The sequence below is a fragment of the Pseudonocardia sp. HH130629-09 genome, from assembly GCF_001294645.1.
GTDB lineage: Bacteria > Actinomycetota > Actinomycetes > Mycobacteriales > Pseudonocardiaceae > Pseudonocardia.
The window spans coordinates 3,520,083-3,536,450 of the sequence record NZ_CP011868.1; the positions used below are offsets into that span (position 1 = coordinate 3,520,083).

Annotated in this window: 7 protein-coding genes; all 7 read right to left on the minus strand. The window is 78.4% G+C overall.

Annotated elements, in window-relative coordinates; translation table 11 throughout:
* Positions 1-25: 25 nt before the first annotated feature.
* The 7 genes from XF36_RS16100 to XF36_RS16125 are packed head-to-tail and all read right to left on the minus strand — an operon-like array spanning position 26 to position 16,239.
* Positions 26-2,269: a class I SAM-dependent methyltransferase gene (locus tag XF36_RS16100; RefSeq protein ID WP_060712622.1), complete on the minus strand. Its 2,244-nt coding sequence runs from the start codon at positions 2,267-2,269 to the stop codon at positions 26-28.
* The gene (locus tag XF36_RS29535; protein WP_202968407.1) at positions 2,200-4,404 is read right to left on the minus strand and encodes an ATP-binding cassette domain-containing protein; all 2,205 of its coding nucleotides are present in this window, start codon (positions 4,402-4,404) and stop codon (positions 2,200-2,202) included. Before XF36_RS29535 ends, XF36_RS16100 begins: the two co-directional genes overlap by 70 nt.
* Positions 4,401-5,375, minus strand: coding sequence for an ABC transporter permease subunit (locus XF36_RS16110; RefSeq protein WP_082375457.1), 975 nt, complete (start codon positions 5,373-5,375; stop codon positions 4,401-4,403). Before XF36_RS16110 ends, XF36_RS29535 begins: the two co-directional genes overlap by 4 nt.
* Entirely contained in the window at positions 5,372-6,874 is a 1,503-nt protein-coding gene (locus tag XF36_RS16115; RefSeq protein ID WP_060712623.1) for an ABC transporter substrate-binding protein, read from the minus strand. Before XF36_RS16115 ends, XF36_RS16110 begins: the two co-directional genes overlap by 4 nt.
* Positions 6,871-10,080 carry an SDR family NAD(P)-dependent oxidoreductase gene (locus XF36_RS31645; RefSeq protein WP_238589337.1) on the minus strand — a complete coding sequence of 1,070 codons (3,210 nt, stop codon included), beginning with the start codon at positions 10,078-10,080 and terminating at the stop codon, positions 6,871-6,873. Before XF36_RS31645 ends, XF36_RS16115 begins: the two co-directional genes overlap by 4 nt.
* Positions 9,971-13,309: a type I polyketide synthase gene (locus tag XF36_RS34195; RefSeq protein WP_145981385.1), complete on the minus strand. Its 3,339-nt coding sequence runs from the start codon at positions 13,307-13,309 to the stop codon at positions 9,971-9,973. The genes XF36_RS31645 and XF36_RS34195 overlap by 110 nt, the downstream gene beginning before the upstream one ends.
* Positions 13,306-16,239, minus strand: coding sequence for an amino acid adenylation domain-containing protein (locus XF36_RS16125; RefSeq protein ID WP_060712625.1), 2,934 nt, complete (start codon positions 16,237-16,239; stop codon positions 13,306-13,308). The genes XF36_RS34195 and XF36_RS16125 overlap by 4 nt, the downstream gene beginning before the upstream one ends.
* Positions 16,240-16,368: the final 129 nt, after the last annotated feature.

Genomic DNA, 16,368 nt, shown 5'->3' on the forward strand with positions numbered 1-16,368 from the left:
CCTCCGGCCACCCACGTGGGGGCGGTTATGTCGCCACCAGCAGCTGCTGCCCCAGCGCCCGGAGCGGGTCGGTGGGGCCGGGCAGCGCGGCGACCGGCCGCAGGCCGGCGGCGGCGAGCTCGGTCCACCACTGCCGCTCGGTGAGGAAGATCCGGTCGGTGCCGGCGCGCAGGTCCGCGCTGCCGGCGGCGGCCGTCCCCGGGCGTGCGGACATGAGGAACTGCATCGACACCAGCGCCGGCCGGTGCTCCCGGGTCGACTCGACCAGGGCCAGCACCCCGCCGGGAGCCAGCACCCCGCGGACGGCGGCGAGCGTCGCGCGGACGTCGACGGCGTTGTGCAGGACGTTCGCCGCGACGACGAGGTCGTGGCGGCCGTCGTGGGCGGCAAGGTCGGTGGTGACGTCGAGCAGCGCGGTCCGCACCCCGGGGAACCGGGTCGCGGCCAGGTCGAGGAAGAACCGCGAGACGTCGGTGAACAGGTAGTCGACCGGCGCCTCCCCCAGCCCGTCGAGGACGGCGCGGGTGCTGCCGCCGACGCCGCCGCCCAGCTCCAGCACACGCAACGGCTCCGCCCGGGTCCGTGCGACGGTCGCGGCGAGGTGGGCCAGCGCCCCGTTGAGGTAGGTGTTGATCGTGTTGTCCTGGTAGCTCGCCAGGGCGGTCGCGATCTCGCCGTCGGGGAACAGCAGCGCCTGCAGCGGCACCTCGTCGCGCAGCAGCTCGGGCAGGTGGGCCATGGCCGCGGCGAAGAACTCGACCATCGCGGGCGGGTAGCCCAGGTCGGTGCAGGCCGCGTGCAGCGCGGCGTCCGGCTGCGGCCCGGGGTCGCCGTGCGTGGCGAGCTCGGCCCGCCACCGCCGCACCAGCCACGCGTGCCGCGGGGCGACCTCCGGGTCCCCCGCGTCGAGCACCCGGGCCATGGCGTGCAGCGCGACGGCGTCGAGCCGGGCGACCGCGTCAGCGGGCCCCGCGGTCCCCGCCGGGGCACCGTCGGGCAGCGCGGCCCCGCCCGCGGCGTCGGCCGCCGCGACGTCGTCGGGCCCGACGAGGGGCAGCACGACCGTGGCGTCGGTGCCGGCGAGACGCCGCGCGAGCGGGCCGACCCGGCTCCGCACGAACGCGGGGAGCGGCTCGTGGGCCCGGCCGGGGCCGGCGAGCGCCTCGCCGGGGCGGACGCCGGCGGCGGCGGGCCGGGCGACCGCCAGCAGCTCGGGGTCGTCCGGGTCGAGCAGCACGGCGGCGTCGTGACCGGCGAGGTCGGCGCGCAGCCGGGCCGCGGTGACCGCGTGCGGGCCGGGCCTCAGCAGCGCGTTGGGGATGCCGCGCAGCAGGACCGGCTCCGGTCCGGCCAGCGGGTCGCCGGTCCAGTCCAGGACCCGCGGGACCGGGCCGGGGGCCGCGTCGACGTGCAGGACGACGTCGAACCGGTGGCGCGACAGCTCGGTGTCGTCGGTGAGGGTCTTGGCGTGCACGGCGGCGGCGATCCGGCACCCGCCCGCCAGCGCGGCGGTGACGAGGGCGGCGGGGTCGACCAGCAGCTCGCGGTCCGCGGCGGCGCGTTCGGCGACGGTGCGTGCCAGGGCATCGTCGTCGAGGGCGGGTTCGGTGGCGGCGACGGTCTCCCGCCAGTGCCGCAGGTGCAGACCCGCGTGCCGCACGTCGCCGACGACGACCGTTCCCCCGGCCGCGACGACCGCGGTCGCGGTGCGGAGCACCTCGGTCAGGTAGGACACGTCGGGGAAGCACTGCGTCACGGAGTTGATCACCACGCAGTCCGGTGCCCGCCCGCCGAGGGCGTCCGCCACGGCGGCGGACCGGGCCTCGTGTGCGGCGGCCCGCGCGACCGTCACCCCGGGCCGGGCGGCGGCACGGTGCCGGTCGACGACGTCGCCCGCGATGTCGGTGCCCACGTAGGCGTCGACGTGCGGGGCGATCCGTTCCAGCAGCATCCCGGTGCCGCAGCCCAGCTCCAGCACCCGGCGCGGACGTGCGGCGAGCACGAGCTCGGCCGTGCGGTCGGCCCACTCCCCCATGTGCGCGGCGGGCAGCGGCACGCCGGTCCCCGAGGCCCGCCACCCGGCCAGCGGGGACGGGTCGGAGTAGGTCCAGTCGTAGACCTCGGTCCAGTGCTCGCGGTGCTCGACGACGAGGGCGCCGTCCGGCGGGACGAGCGCGGCCGGGTCGACGACGACCCGGGTCAGGTCCTCGCCCCGGGTGATGCGCGCGATCCAGGGGTGGGTCGGGTCGGCGGTGGGTTCGGTGCGCACCGGGCGGTTCCTCTCGGTCCTGTGACGGGGTCGGGGTTGGTGGGCGTGAGGTCGACGACGTGGTCGGCGCGCTCGGCGAGCGCGCGGTCGTGGGTGGTGGCGAGCACGGCGGTGCCGTCGGCGCGGGCGGCGTCGAGCAGGTCGAGGACGGCGCCGGCGGTCGCCGCGTCCAGCGCGGAGGTGGGCTCGTCGGCGAGCAGCACCGTGGGGCGCACGGCCAGCGCCCTGGCCAGTGCGACCCGTTGCCGCTGCCCGCCCGACAGTGCCGACGGCCGCCGTCGGGCGACCTCGGGCGGCAGGCCGACCGTGCCCAGCAGTCGGACCGCCTCGGCGCGGGCGTCGGCGGCGGACAGCCCGTGCAGCCGGCGCAGCGGGCGGGCGACGGCGGCCCCGGCCGTACGGGCCGGGTTGAGCTCGTGGGCGGGGTGCTGGCCGACCAGCGCGACGATGCCCGGGGTGCGGCCGCGTACCGGCCACGGCGTGGCGGCGCCGGCCAGCACCAAGGTGCCCGCGGTGACCGGCCGCAGACCCGCCAGTGCCCGGAGCAGGGTGGTCTTGCCGCAGCCCGACGGCCCGGTGACCACGGTCAGCCCGCCGGTCCGCACGTTCACGTCCACGTCCGCGGCGGCGCCGGGGGCGGCCGTGCTGACCCGTCGCGCCTGCAGGACCGGTGCCGCGGTCGGCGACGGCGACGGCCCGGCCGGGTCCGGCCGCGGCACGGGCGCCCCCACTCGCACGACCCGGTCGGCGACCGCGACGACGGCCGGGTCGTGGGTGACGACGAGGGTGACGCCGCCGCGGGCCCGCAGCACGGCGGTGACGACGGCGGTCGCCGCCGGGTCGAGCCCCGCGGTGGGCTCGTCGAGCACGAGCAGGGCGGGGTCGCCGGTCAGCGCCCTGGCGAGCGCGACCCGGCGAGCCTGGCCCCCGGAGAGCCGGTCGGGCCGCAGCCCCCCGACGGCCGCCGGGTCGAGGCCGACCGCGCGCAGCGCCGCGTCCGGGTCGGCGACGGGCACCTGCGCCCGGGCGTCGCGCAGCGGGTGCAGCGCCGGGTCCTGCCCGAGCAGCCCGAGTGTGCGTCGTCGCCAGCGGCGTCCCCGGGGCAGCGGGGCGCCGTCCCAGTCGACCCCGCCGGAGACGGCGCGCAGGCCCGCCGGCAGGGTGCCCAGGACCGCGTGCAGCAGCGTGGTCTTGCCGCTCCCCGAGGAGCCGACGACGGCGACGACCTCGCCGGGGCGCGCGTCGAGGTCCGGGCCGTCGAGCACCACGCGCCCGTCGGCGTCGAGGACGCGCAGCCCGCGCACCGTGAGTCCGGGGCCGGGCGGCACCGGTCCGCCGGGAACCCGGGTCGTGCCGGTCCCGGCGGGCACGAGCCACAGCGACACGACGGCCGGCACGATCGCGGCCGCACCGAGCGCGACGGCCGGGGCGAGCACCGCGGCCGGGTTCACCGTCAGCCCTGGCAGATTCTCCCGCAGCATCACCGCCCAGTCCGGCGCCGGGGGCGGCGGGCCGAACCCGAGCACGGAGGTGGCCGCGGCGAGCTGCAGCGCGAGCACGGCGCGACCGGCGAGGTCGGCGGCGACCAGGGGCGCGTGCGCGGGCAGCACCTCGCGCAGCAGCACCGCGACCGGGCGTTCGCCGTGGACCAGTGCCGCCTCGACGTGGCCCGCGGTGCGGGCCCGGGCGGTGGCGTCGGCGACGATCCGGACGGTGAGCGGCGCGCCGCCGACGACGGTCCCGAGGACCACCGCGGCCGGCCCGGGCACCGTCACCGCGGCGACCAGGACGAGCAGCAGCAACGGCACCGCGACCAGCACGTCGCTCAGCGCGGTGGCGACCCACGCGCGGCGCCCGCCGGTCCACCCCACCCACAGCCCCCCTGCGGTGCCGATCGCCGTGGCGAGCAGCGCGGCGACGAGCGCCGTCGTGACCGGTCCGGTACCGCCGGCGAGCACCCGGGCGAGCACGTCGCGGCCCAGGACGTCGGCGCCCCACGGCAGGCCGGGGCGCGGTGGGGACCACGGAGCGGCGACGACGCGCAGCGGGTCGCGCCCGGCCCACGGACCCGCGAGCGGCAGTGCGACCAGCAGGCCGAGCAGCAGCCCGCCGGGCAGGAGCACGGCGCGCCTCACCGGCGGTCCACCGCGGCGGCGACGAGATCGGCGACCAGCATCCCCGCGACCACCACGGCCGCGGCGAGCAGCGCCACCGCCGAGACGACCGGCAGGTCGCGGGTGGCGACGGCGCCCACGAGCAGCTCGCCGAGCCCGGCGACCCCGAACAGCGTCTCGACGACGGTGCTGCCCGCGACCAGCGAGCCCGCGGTCACCGCGAGCACGCGCAGCGCGGGGGCGGCGACGAACGGACCGGCGTAGCGCAGTGCCACGACGGGACCGGGGACCCCGCGCAGCACGGCGTCGCGCACGAACGGCCGGGCCACGACGTCCTCGACGACCCCGCGCAGCTGGCCCGCGGCGAACGCGGCCGAGGGCAGTGCGAGCGCGAGGACGGGCAGGACGAGCAGGTCGGGCCGGGTCCACGCGGGCTCGCCGGGCGGCAGCAACGACACCGGCGGGACCCAGCGCAGGATTCCGGACAGCAGCGTCGCGAGTCCGACGGCGACCACGACCGGCGGCACCGCGGAGCCGATGGCGGTGACGACGGCGCCGCGCCGGCGGGCGAGCAGCGCGGCGAGCGGCACGGCCACGACCAGGGCCGCGACCACCAGCACGGCGGTGGTCCCGGCCCGTGCGGCGACGAGATCGGCGACCGGACGGCCGCTGACCAGCGACCGTCCGGGGTCCCCGGTGAGCAGGCCGCCGGCCCAGCTCAGGAACCGGGCGGGCCACAGCCGGTCCAGTCCGGCCGCGGCCCGCATCTGGGCGAGCGCGGCCGGGTCGGCCCGGCCGCCCGCCCGGACCGCGACGGCGTCGGCGGGCAGGAGCGCGGTGGCGGCAGAGACCACCACCGCGGACCCGGCGAGCAACCCGGCGGCCCGCAGGACGGCACGGACCGCCGCACGGGCCACGGCCCGCCGGCGGCCCGGCGCCCTGCCGGGGCGGACGCCGCCGGGCCGGACATCGCCGGGTCGGACGTCGGTCATCGGTCGCGGTGCACCCGGTCGAGGAAGCCGGCGCCGAACCCGATCGCCGGGGACACCCCGGTCACCCCGGGCGCGGCGAGGTCGAGGCGGTCGCCGACGCCCCACACGACGTAGCCGCCCTCGTCGCGCAGGCGGGTCTGCAGGGCGCCGAGCCCGGCGCGGCGCTTCGCGGTGTCCGGCTCGGCCAGCGCCGCCGCGAGCTGGGCGTTCCACGACGGGTCGGCCCAGGCGGTCTCGTTGGTCGGTGAGCCGGGGGTCAGCGCCACCCGCACGACGTCGAGGAAGGGAATGCCGCCGAGGAAGCTGACGTAGAACGGCTCGGTGCCGTAGACCGAGCTGAAGTAGGTGTCCGGCGGGCCGACCTCGATGCGCGCCCGCACACCGATCTCGGCGAGCTGCTGGGACAGCAGCGTCGCCGCGGTGTCCATGCCCGGGTAGGCGGTCGTGGTGTGCAGCGTGACGTCGACACCGCCGGCCAGGCCGGCCTGTGCCATCAGCGCGCGGGCGCGGGGCACGTCGCGCTCGGTCTGCGGGAGGTCGCGCGGGCTGCTCGGGTCGGTGGGGGTGATCAGGTCGTTGCCGAGCACGCCCTTGCCGCCGAACACGGCGTCGAGCAGCTGGGGCCGGTCGACGCCGAGCCGGACCGCCTCGCGGACTCGGGGGTCGGAGAAGGGCGCGGTGTCGGTGCGCATGACCAGCGGGTACATCGTCGCCCCCGGTTTGCGGACGACGGTGAGTCCGGCGGCGGCGCCCTGGTCGGCGGCCGTGGGCGGGACGCTGCCGGCGAGGTCGGCCTCGCCGGAGAGCACGGCCTGGGCCCGGGCCTGCGGGTCCGCCAGTGCGCGGACCTCGATCACCCGGCTCGGCGGGCGAGGTCCCCACCAGGAGTCGTTGCGTTCGAACACGGTGGTCTGGGCGTCGGAGCGCACCGGCCGGAACGGCCCGGAGCCCGGGACGAGGCCCGCGGTGAAGTCACCGCTGCCCTCGGGCACCACGAAGGTCGCGCCCATCAGGGCGGTCCCGACCTCGGCGTAGGGCGCGCGGGTGACCAGGGTCAGGGTGGTGTCGTCGGTGGCGCGCGAGGCGGCGAGGTCGAACATCGCCATCCGGCCGAAGTTCTCCGCCGACTTCGACGCCATCCGGCGCAGCGAGAACAACGCGTCCGCGGCGCGGACCTTCGCACCGGTGCTGAACACGGCGTCGTCACGCAGCCGGACGGTCCAGCGGGTCAGCGTGGGGTCGGGGGTCCACGACGTCGCCAGCCGGGGCTGCGGGGAGCCGTCGTCGCCCGGGACGGTGAGCACGTCGTAGGTCAGCGCCATCCGCACGATGTCGCTCTCGGCGGGCAGCATCCCGTGCGGGTCGTCCACGGCCGTCCCGCCGGAACCGGGTGCGACGTAGCGGACCGTGTCGGCCGGACCGGCGGCGGTGGGAGCCGGGCCCGCGCAGCCGGCCAGGACGGCGCAGGCCAGCAGGCCCGCGGTGAGCAGTCGTCTCATGCGATCCGTTCCAGGAGTGCGAGCAGCGCCGCGTCGATCGCGGCACCGACGTCGGGGAGGGCGGGCCGGTGCAGCACGCCGTAGTGGTGGGCGCCGACGCCGACGGTGGCGAGCGGGCCGGCGAGGTGCGCCGACCAGCCGAGGTCGGGGCCGACGCCGGGTGGGGTGTCGTCGACGCCCATTCCGATGCCGGAGTTGCGGGGAGCCCTCCGGTCGGCCCGGACCAGGAGGGTCGTGGTGCCGGTGGCGTCGAGCCGGCGCGCCTCGTGGGCGGCCAGCGCCCGCAGGTGCCGGGCCATCACCGCGAGCCGTCCGAGCACCGCCGTGTCCGGTTCGGCCCGGCCCAGCAGGCCGTGGTCACGCAGCCGGGCCGCGACCGCCGCGACGAGGTCGGGCGGCGCCCCGGGGCCGGCGAGGCCGTCGGCGTCGAGGTCGGCCCCGAGGTAGGCCTCCAGCGCCCGCAGGTGCCGGACGGCGACGGCCCGGTCGAGCTCCGCCCCGGTGCCGGGGACCGGCCGGATGTGCGCCGGGTCGTTGGAGTCGACCATGACCAGGAGTGGGACGGACTCCCCCGCCGCCGTCAGCTGGACGGCCATCTCCTGGGCGAGCGTGCCGCCCATGGACCAGCCGCCCAGCAGCCACGGCCCGCGCCGCCCGGCCGCACGCAGCGCCGCCAGGTGGGCGGCCGCGAGGGCGGGCACCGTCTCCGGGGCGCCGTGGTGCGGCGCCGGGAGCGACAGGTGGGGGTCGGCGACGGCGAGCACGTCGAACCGGCGGTCGATCATCCGGGAGAGCTCGACGTAGCAGAGCACGTCCCCGCCCGAGGGGTGGACCAGCACGAGCGCGGGCCAGTCCGGGTCGTCCCCGCCGCGCAGCGGGATCACCGCGTCGGCCGCGACCGCGGGCACCGCCGCCCGCGGGCCCGGGGCCGGGGTCGGGGTCGTGAGGGGGTCCTGGGCAGGGCCGGACGGCTCCGGGGCCGGGTCCGGGGTCGGGGCAGGTCCCCAGGCCGCCGGGTCGGTGGCCAACCGGCGGACCCGCTCGGCGTGCCGGGCGGTGACGGCGTCCAGCTCGTCGTCGGGCAGCACGCCCTCGGGGCCGTCCCACTGCAGCCGCAGCTCACCCGCGACCTCGACGACCTGGTGGTCCAGCCACACCTGCGGGGTGGAGGACAGCGCCGCGACCTGCTCGCCGAGCCACTCCAGGGACCGGCCGTCGTCGAAGCCGAGGGCGCTGGTGAACACCACGGGCACCCGGTGCACCGCACCGGTGCGGGCGGACCGTTCGGCCAGCACGTCGAGTGCGGAGGTCGCACGGTGGTCGAGTTCGTCGAACAGCCGGGCCTGGGTGGCCGCGGCACGTTCGGCGAACTCCGGCCGTGGGGTCTTCGGCGTGCTGTGCAGGACCAGCGAGGTGAAGTCCCCGACGACGCCCTCGGTGCCCGGCGGTCGGTCGAACAGCGTGAGCAGCACACCGAACCCGTCCGCCCCCGCCCACTCGGCCAGCACGTCGGTGAACGCGGTGAGCAGCACCGCGGTCGGGGTGACGCGGTGGCGGGCGGCGTGGGCGCACAGGGCCGCGTGGTCGTCCGGGGTGATCCGGTGGACGCGGCGGCGGAACCGCGGCGGCCGTCCCTGCGCCGACGCCGGCGCGCGGACCGGGAGCGCGGGCGGGCCGGGGACGGGGCGTTCGCGCCACCACTCGGCGGCGGCGCGGCCCTCCGGCCCGGCGGCGCGTGCGGCCAGCGCCGCGGTGCACGCCGCCGGGTGGGTGCGCGGCGGTGGGGGCAGCGACGGCGGCGCCTGGGGGTCGGCGGCGTCGGCGTAGGCGGCCCGCCACTCGTCGGAGACGATCCACCAGGACGCGGCGTCGCACACCAGCACGTCGACGCCGATCAGGACCCGCACCCGGCCCGCGGGGAGCTGGGCCGCCTGGATCGTCACCAGCGGCCAGCGGTCCGGCGGCCCGGGCCGGGTGGAGATCCGCTCGCGCAGCGACGCGAGCCGCGAGTCGCGCCGCTCCGGGGCGGCGCCGGTGAGGTCGTGCACCCGGATCCGGTAGTGCGGGACGTCGTCGAGGACGCGGAAGCGGCCGTCGGCGGTGGCGACGGCGCGCAGCATCGGGTGCCGGGCGACGACGACGTTCCAGGCCGCCTCCAGCCGAGGCAGGTCGAGGTCGTCGGCGTCGTACTCCAGGTAGAAGTAGCAGGGCACCCCGCCGTCGTCGTAACCGCCGTCGCGGCCGACCAGGTAGGCGTGCTGGACCCGGGTCATCGGGAACGTCCCGTCGGCGGCGACGCCGTCGTGTCCCGTCGCGACCGGGTCGGGCACCGTCGGGCCGGCCGTTCCCCCGGTCAGCAGGGCGGCCAGCCCGGCGACGGTCGGTGCGGCGAGCAGGTCCCGCAGGGCGAGCGCGACGCCGTGGCGCTCGCGCAGGACCGCGAGCATCCGCGTCGCGAGCAGCGAGTGCCCGCCGAGCGCGAAGAAGTCGGCCTGCGGGTCGGTGACCGGGGTGCCGAACAGCTCGCCCCACAGCGCCGCGACCTCGCCCTCGACACCGTCCAGGGCGGTGCCCGCGGCCGCGGTGGCGGTGCGCGGACGCCCGGCCGCGGCGATCCGTGGGGCCAGGGCCGAGGCGGTCACCGCGAGCTCGTCGACGACGGGCAGGGCGAGCAGCCGGTCGAACGCGTCGCCTCCGGTGGCCGCGTCGAGCGCGGCCGACGCGGTCGCGCCCGTCCCGACGCTCCAGCCGTCCCAGTGCACGGTCTGCCACCCCGGCCCGGTGACGGCCGCGAGCGCGGCGTTGGCCGCGGCGTAGGCGCCGGTGCCGACACCGCCGAGCAGCGTCGCGACCGAGGACATCAGCAGCACCCGGGCCGGGCGCCGGTCGGCGGGGAGCTCCGCGACGGCCCGGCGCAGGGCCAGGGCCCCGCCGAGCTTGGCGTCGAGGTGGGCACGGACCCGGTTCGCGTCGAGCTCGCGGAGCGGGTCCAGCTCGGCACCGGCGAGCACCCCGGCCGCGTGGACGACGACCGACAGCGGCCCGTCGGCGGCGAGCTCGGTGAGCAGGGCCGTCGTCGCGGCCGGGTCGGTGGCGTCAACGGCGCGGGTGCCGTCCCGTCCGGTGCGGGAGGTGACGACCACCCGGTGTCCGGCCGCGGCGAGGTGCCGGGCGAGGACCTGCCCGACCGCGCCCGCGCCGCCGATGACGACCGCCGTCCCCGGCGCGGGGGCGGCCGCGGTGTCCGGTTCGGCGTCCCAGCCGCGCAGCGTCTGCCGCCAGCGGGTGCCACCGCGCCAGGCGGTCACCGCACCGGTGCCCCCGGCGGCGAGGGCGGCGGCCTCGGCCAGGACCAGCTCGGCCTCGCGGCCGGTCCCCGGGCCCGCCGCGGGGTCGCTGCCGGGTTCGGCGCCGGGGGCGGCCCCGAGGTCGGTGGTGGCCCAGGCCAGGCCGGGGCGTTCCCGCCCGAGGACCCGGGGCAGCGCGCGCAGCGCGGCCGAGGCGGGGTCGGCCGGACCGTCGGCGGCGATCCGGGCGCCACCGCGGGTCACCAGCAGCAGCCGCAGTGCGTCGTCGTCGGCCCGGTCGGCGGCGCGGGCCCCGAAGTCGAGGACGGCCGTCGCGGGCTCCGCGCCCGGGGCCGGGCCGACGACGATGACGTCCGGTCCGGGATCGACCCGCTCCCGCAGTGCGTCGGCGAGCGGGCCGTCGCCGAGCACGGTCCATCCGCCGTCCGGGCGTCCGGTCACCGGGGCGACCGGCTCCCAGGTGAGGATCTGCACCGGCTCGTCGGGGGCGGTGCCGGTGGCCGGCTCGGGCGGGTCGATCCAGTGCCGGGCCCGGGTGAAGGCGTAGCCGGGGCAGGACGACGCGCCGTCGTCCCGACCCGGCCGGGGCTCCCGGGTCGACCGGGACTCCGTGCGCCCACAGCCGTCCCAGCGCGGCGCGGGCCGCAGCGGTGTCGTCGCCCCCGGGGCCGCCGGTCACCGTGTCGTCCGTCCCGGAGGCGCCGGTCCCGGTGTCACGCGGCACGGCGTCGAGCAGCGGCACGGTCGCGACGACCCCGGCCGCCCCGGCGGCGAGCCGGGACAGCGCGGTCCCCGGCCCCACCTCGACGACGACGGCGGGCCCCTCCCCGACGGCGGCCGCCAGAGCGTCGGCGAACCGCACCGGGCGGCGCAGCTGCCCGGCCCAGTGCGCCGCGGTGCCCAGCTCGGCGCCGGCGAGCCGGCCGGTGACGGTGCTGGCGACCGGGATCTGCGGGGCACCGCCGGTCAGTCCGACGAGTGCCGCCTCCAGTCCGGCCTGCTCGGCGTCCATCGCCCGGGAGTGCATGGCGGCCGACACCGCGAGCGGGGCGTGGGCGACGCCGTCGGCGGCGAGGGCAGCGGCGAACGCGGCCACCTCGGCCGCGGGACCGGACACCACGCACGCCGAGGGCCCGTTGACCACGGCGAGGTCCAGCGCGCGGGGCAACCGGGCCGTGAGCTCGTCCTCGGACAGGCCGACGGCGAGCATCGCCCCGCCGCCCGCGGCGCGGGACGCGGCGAGGCAGCGGGCCGCGACGAGCCGTGCGGCGTCGGGCAGTGCGAGCGCACCGCCCACCGTGGCGGCGACGCACTCGCCGAGACTGTGCCCGACCAGCGCGTCCGGGTGGGCGCCCCAGCTCTGCAGCAGGCGGGCGGCGCCGACCGCGACCGCGAAGAGCGCGGGCAGCCCGAACGCGGGGTCGGCGACCCGGTCGGCGGGCCCGTCGGGGTCCAGCGCCTCGGTGACGTCGGTGCCCAGGTGCGGGGTGAGCACCGCGGCGACCTCGTCGAAGGCGGCGGCGAAGGCCGGCTCGTCGCGGTGCAGCCCGGCCGCCATCCCCGGCCGTGGGCTGCCGGCACCGGGGAAGGCGAACACGAGGCGGGGGGTGCCGGCGTGGACCGGTGCGGCCGCGGCCAGTGCGGCGGGCCCGACGCCGGTGACCCGGTGGGGCAGCGCGACCCGCCCCCGGGCGAGGGTGTGCGCGGCGTCGGCGGCACCCGTCCCGGGCGATCCGCTGGTCAGGGCGGCGGCGACCCGCGCGGCGGTCGCCCGGGCGGCCTCGGCGGTCGCGGCGGACACGCACAGCAGCTGCGGCCGGGGGTCGTCGGTGACCTGCGCCCGGTGCGGGGCCGGGCCGAGGACGACATGGGCGTTGGTGCCGCCGATGCCGAACGAGCTGACCCCGGCGTGCCCGGGGCCGGTCCACGGTGCGGAGACCGCGGGGAGCCGGAACCGGGACCTGTCCAGGCGCAGCGCCGGGTTCGCCGGTTCCGCGTGCAGCGTGGCGGGGACCGTCCGGTGGGCCACCGCCAGCACGGCCTTGATCAGCGACGCGACGCCCGCCGCGGAGTTGGTGTGGCCGATGTTGCCCTTCACCGAGCCGAGCAGGCACGGCTCACCGGCGTCGCCGAGTACCCGGCGCAGCGCGGTGACCTCGACCGGGTCCCCGAGCGGTGTAGCGGTGCCGTGCGCCTCGGCCAGGCCGATGTCCGCGGGTTCGAGTCCGGCGACGTCGAGCGCCTCGGCGACGACCCGGGCCTGGCTGCGTACCGACGGCGCGGTGAACCCGGCCTTGTCGGCGCCGTCGTTGTTGACCGCGGTGCCGTGCACGACGGCGTGGACCACGTCGCCGGAGGCGAGCGCGTCGGACAGCCTGCGCAGCACCACGACTCCGACGCCCTGGGTGTAGACGATCCCGCTGCCCGCGGCGCCGAAGGGACGCACGTGCCCGTCGGCCGAGAAGATCCCGCCGGGCACGTGCACATAGCCGCGACCCTGCGGCACGATCAGCGACACCCCACCGGCGAGCGCGGTGTCGGTCTCCCCGCTCAGCAGCGACTGCACGGCCAGGTGCACCGCGACCAGCGAGGTCGAGCAGCTCGTGGACACCGCCACGGCCGGCCCCGACAGCCCCAGCCGGAAGGCCGTCTGCAACGGCAGGTAGTCCGGCTGGGTCGCCATGGCGGTGGCGAGACTCCCGAGCGGGTCCGGGCCCGCGCCGGTGGGGTCCCACCGGTCGGCGAGGTTGGAGGCCAGGTAGCTCGACTGCATCGACCCGGCGAACACCCCGACCGCACCGGCGTCCCGGATGCCGCCGTGACCGGCGTGGTCCAGGGCGTGCCATGCGGTCTGGAGGAACAGGCGCTGCTGGGGGTCGAGCAGGTCCGCCTCGGCCCCGGTCAGCCCGAACGGCGCCGGGTCGAAGCGGTCCTGGTCGGTGAGGAGCCCCGCGACGGGGACGTAGCCAGGCCGCTCGCGCAGGGCGCGCGGCACGCCGGCCGGGTCGATCCGGGTGAGGCCCTCACGGCCGTCGGCGAGCAGCTGCCAGAAGGCGTCGAGGTCGTCGGCGCCGGGGAAGCGGCACGCCATGCCGACCACGGCGACGGGCTCGTGCGTGCCGCTCATCCGGCCACCGCCACGGCCCGGGCGCGGGCGGCGCGGCGTGCGGCGGCGCGGCCGTCACCGGGCGGCGGGGCCGGTGGGTCCGCCACCGGTGGGGGCCCGGCGACCTCGGCCGGAGCGGGCGCTGTCGGCGCCGTCGCGGTGAGATGCCGGGCGAGGTCGCGGACGGTGGGGTGGGCGAACAGGTCGACGACGGTGAGCTGCGGGTCCAGCTCGACGAGCCGCCGGTGGGCCAGGACCAGGGTCAGCGAGGACGCACCGAGCTGGAAGAACGGGGTGGTCACCTCGACCGGTCCGCCGAGCAGGTCGCTGAACACCCGCGCGACGGTCCGCTCGACGAGCGGGTCCGGGGGTCCGGCCGGCGGGGGCGCGAGGACCGCTGCCCGGGCCGCCGGCACCGGGGCCGGGGCCGGGGACGCCTCGGCGGGGACGGCGGGCGACGGGGCGCTCGATGTGGCCGACGTCGTCACCACGAGCTCGACGAGCCCCTCGGCGGATGTCCGCTCGGCGACGGTCGCGCCCCGGGTGCGCAGCTCGGCGCGCAGCCGCTGCACCCACGGGGCGGCGACGGCGAGCGCGTCGACGGGGCCGATGCCGTCGCAGCCCACGGTGAGCCGCAGCTCGATGCCCTGCGGCGGTACCGCGGGCCATCCGGAGGCGGCGGGCTCCTGCCCACCCGCCGCGGCGGTCACGTCCGCCCCTGTCCCGGCCGACTCCACTCCGGTCGACGACGCTGCGCCCGACGACAGCGCGGGCGACGTAGCCGCGGGCGACAAGGGGATGGAGGCGAGGGCGGGCACCGGAGCCGTGGAGGCCGCGGCCGACGGCCCGACGGGAGCCGCGGCCGAGGCGGCCGGGGCTGCCGTGGACACCGGACCGGACGTCCTGGACCGGTTCGCGAACGGGTTCGGCAGGGCGCCGTGGTCGACCTTGCCGTTGGTTGTGATCGGCAGCTCCGCCAGCACGACGAAGCGGTTCGGCACCATGTAGGGCGGCAGCGCCGCGCGCAGCGCGGCCGCCAGCTCGCCGTCGCCGGGCGGGGTCGCCGGGTCGGCGGGCACCACGAACGCGACGAGCCGGGGCCGGTCGTCCGGGCCGCGGACCGCCTGGGCGACGGCGTGGCGGACCGCGGGCAGCCGGTCCAGGGTCGCCTCCAGCTCCCCCAGCTCGATCCGGTGACCACGGATCTTCACCTGCCGGTCGGTGCGGCCCAGGAATTCGATGGTGCCGTCCGGGCGCCACCGCCCGAGGTCACCGGTCCGGTAGAGGCGGGTGCCGGTGGTCGGGTGCACGGCGAAGCGGGCGGCGGTCTGGTCGGGGTCGCCGACGTAGCCCTCGGCGAGCCCGTCGCCGCCGATGAACAGCTCCCCGGGCCGTCCCACGGGGCAGGGCCGGCCGTCGTCGGGGTCGAGGACGTGGAAGCTCTGGCCACCCAGCGCACGGCCGTAGGGGATGCTCGGCCAGGCCGGGTCGACCTCGTCGACCGGGTAGGAGATCGACCAGATCGACGCCTCGGTGGCGCCGCCGAGACCGACCACCCGTGCCTGCGGGGCGAGCGCGCGCAGCCGGTCGGGCAGGGTCACCGGGATCCAGTCGGCGGACAGGAACACCTGGCGCAGCGACGCCAGCGCGCGCCGCGTCGCCTCCGGTTCGATCTCGGCGTACTCGACGAGCATCTCCAGCAGTGCGGGCGCGGTGTTCCACACGGTCACGCGGTGGACCGCCATCAGCTCCAGCCAGTGACCGGGGTCGCGCTGCCGGTCGGCGTCGGGCAGCACCACCCCGCCGCCGACACCGAGTACCGAGAAGACGTCGTAGACCGACAGGTCGAAGCTGAACGCCGACAGGGCGAGCACCCGGTCGTCCGCGCGCAGCGGGTAGCGGGACTCGAGGTCGTCGAGGGTGGTGCGGGCGGCGCGGTGGGCGATCCCGACCCCCTTCGGGGTGCCGGTCGACCCTGAGGTGAAGATCGCATAGGCGAGGTCCCCGGGGTCGGCGCGGCGCGAGGTCGCGGCGCCCCCGACGAGGACGCCGTCGGCGTCGAGGACGTGGGTCCGCACCCCGTCGGGCCAGGTGGTGTCGTCCCCGGGGGCGACGAGTGCGTGCCGCAGGCCGGACCGGGCACAGACCGAGGCGATCCGTGCGGCGGGCCACGACGGTTCGACCGGGACGTAGCCCGCACCGCTCGCGAGAACCCCGAGCAGGGCGGTGACCTGCGCGATCCCCTTGTCCACGCAGACCGCGACCAGGTCGCCCGGCCCGGCCCCCAGACCCGCGAGCGCGGCACCGGTGCGGTCCGCGCGGGCGGCGAGCACGTCGGCGGCCACGCAGCCACGGGCGTCGAGCAGCGCGGGGCGGCCCGGCCGTACGGCGGCGCGCGAGGGGTCGTCGAGGAGCGGGCCGCACTCGGTGAACGGGTTCGGCCCGACCGGCTCGGCCGGAGCCGTCGACGGGTCGTGCCCCAGGGTGGGGTCGGTCCAGGCCCCCGGCTCGTCGGCCAGCCGGCGCAGCAGCCTGTGGTGGGCGTCGCGCAGCCCGGGCACGAACCCGGTGGGCAGGGTGTCCGCGCGCAGGTCCCAGTGCACCCGGAGCACGCCGCCCGCGTCGTGGACGATGTGGTCGAGCAGCACCTGCGGGGTCTGCGAGATCCCGAAGACCTCCTCCCCCAACCAGTCCGTGGCCGCCGGGCCGTCCCCGGTGAGCCCCAGACCGCTGGTGAACACCACCGGGTGTGCGGGGGCGGGCAGCCCGGTGCGCGGGTCGCGCGGCCCGGCGGTGCCCGCGGTGACCTCGACGCCGGGCACCGAGCGGTGCTCCAGGTCGGCCCAGAACCGCCGGTTGACGCGCCCCGCGAAGGCGGCGAAGTCGTCCCGGCCACGCAGGTCGGGCGGCTCGACGGCGACCAGGACGGTGCTGGTGAAGTCTCCGACCACCCGGTCCAGTCCCGGGGTGTCGTCACCGGCGGCGACGTCGTCACGGTCGAACAGCGTGGTGTTGAGGGCGAAGGGCTCCTCGGCGCCGCAGCGACTCTCGCTTTATTGAGTCTGATTGTCAATATCGTC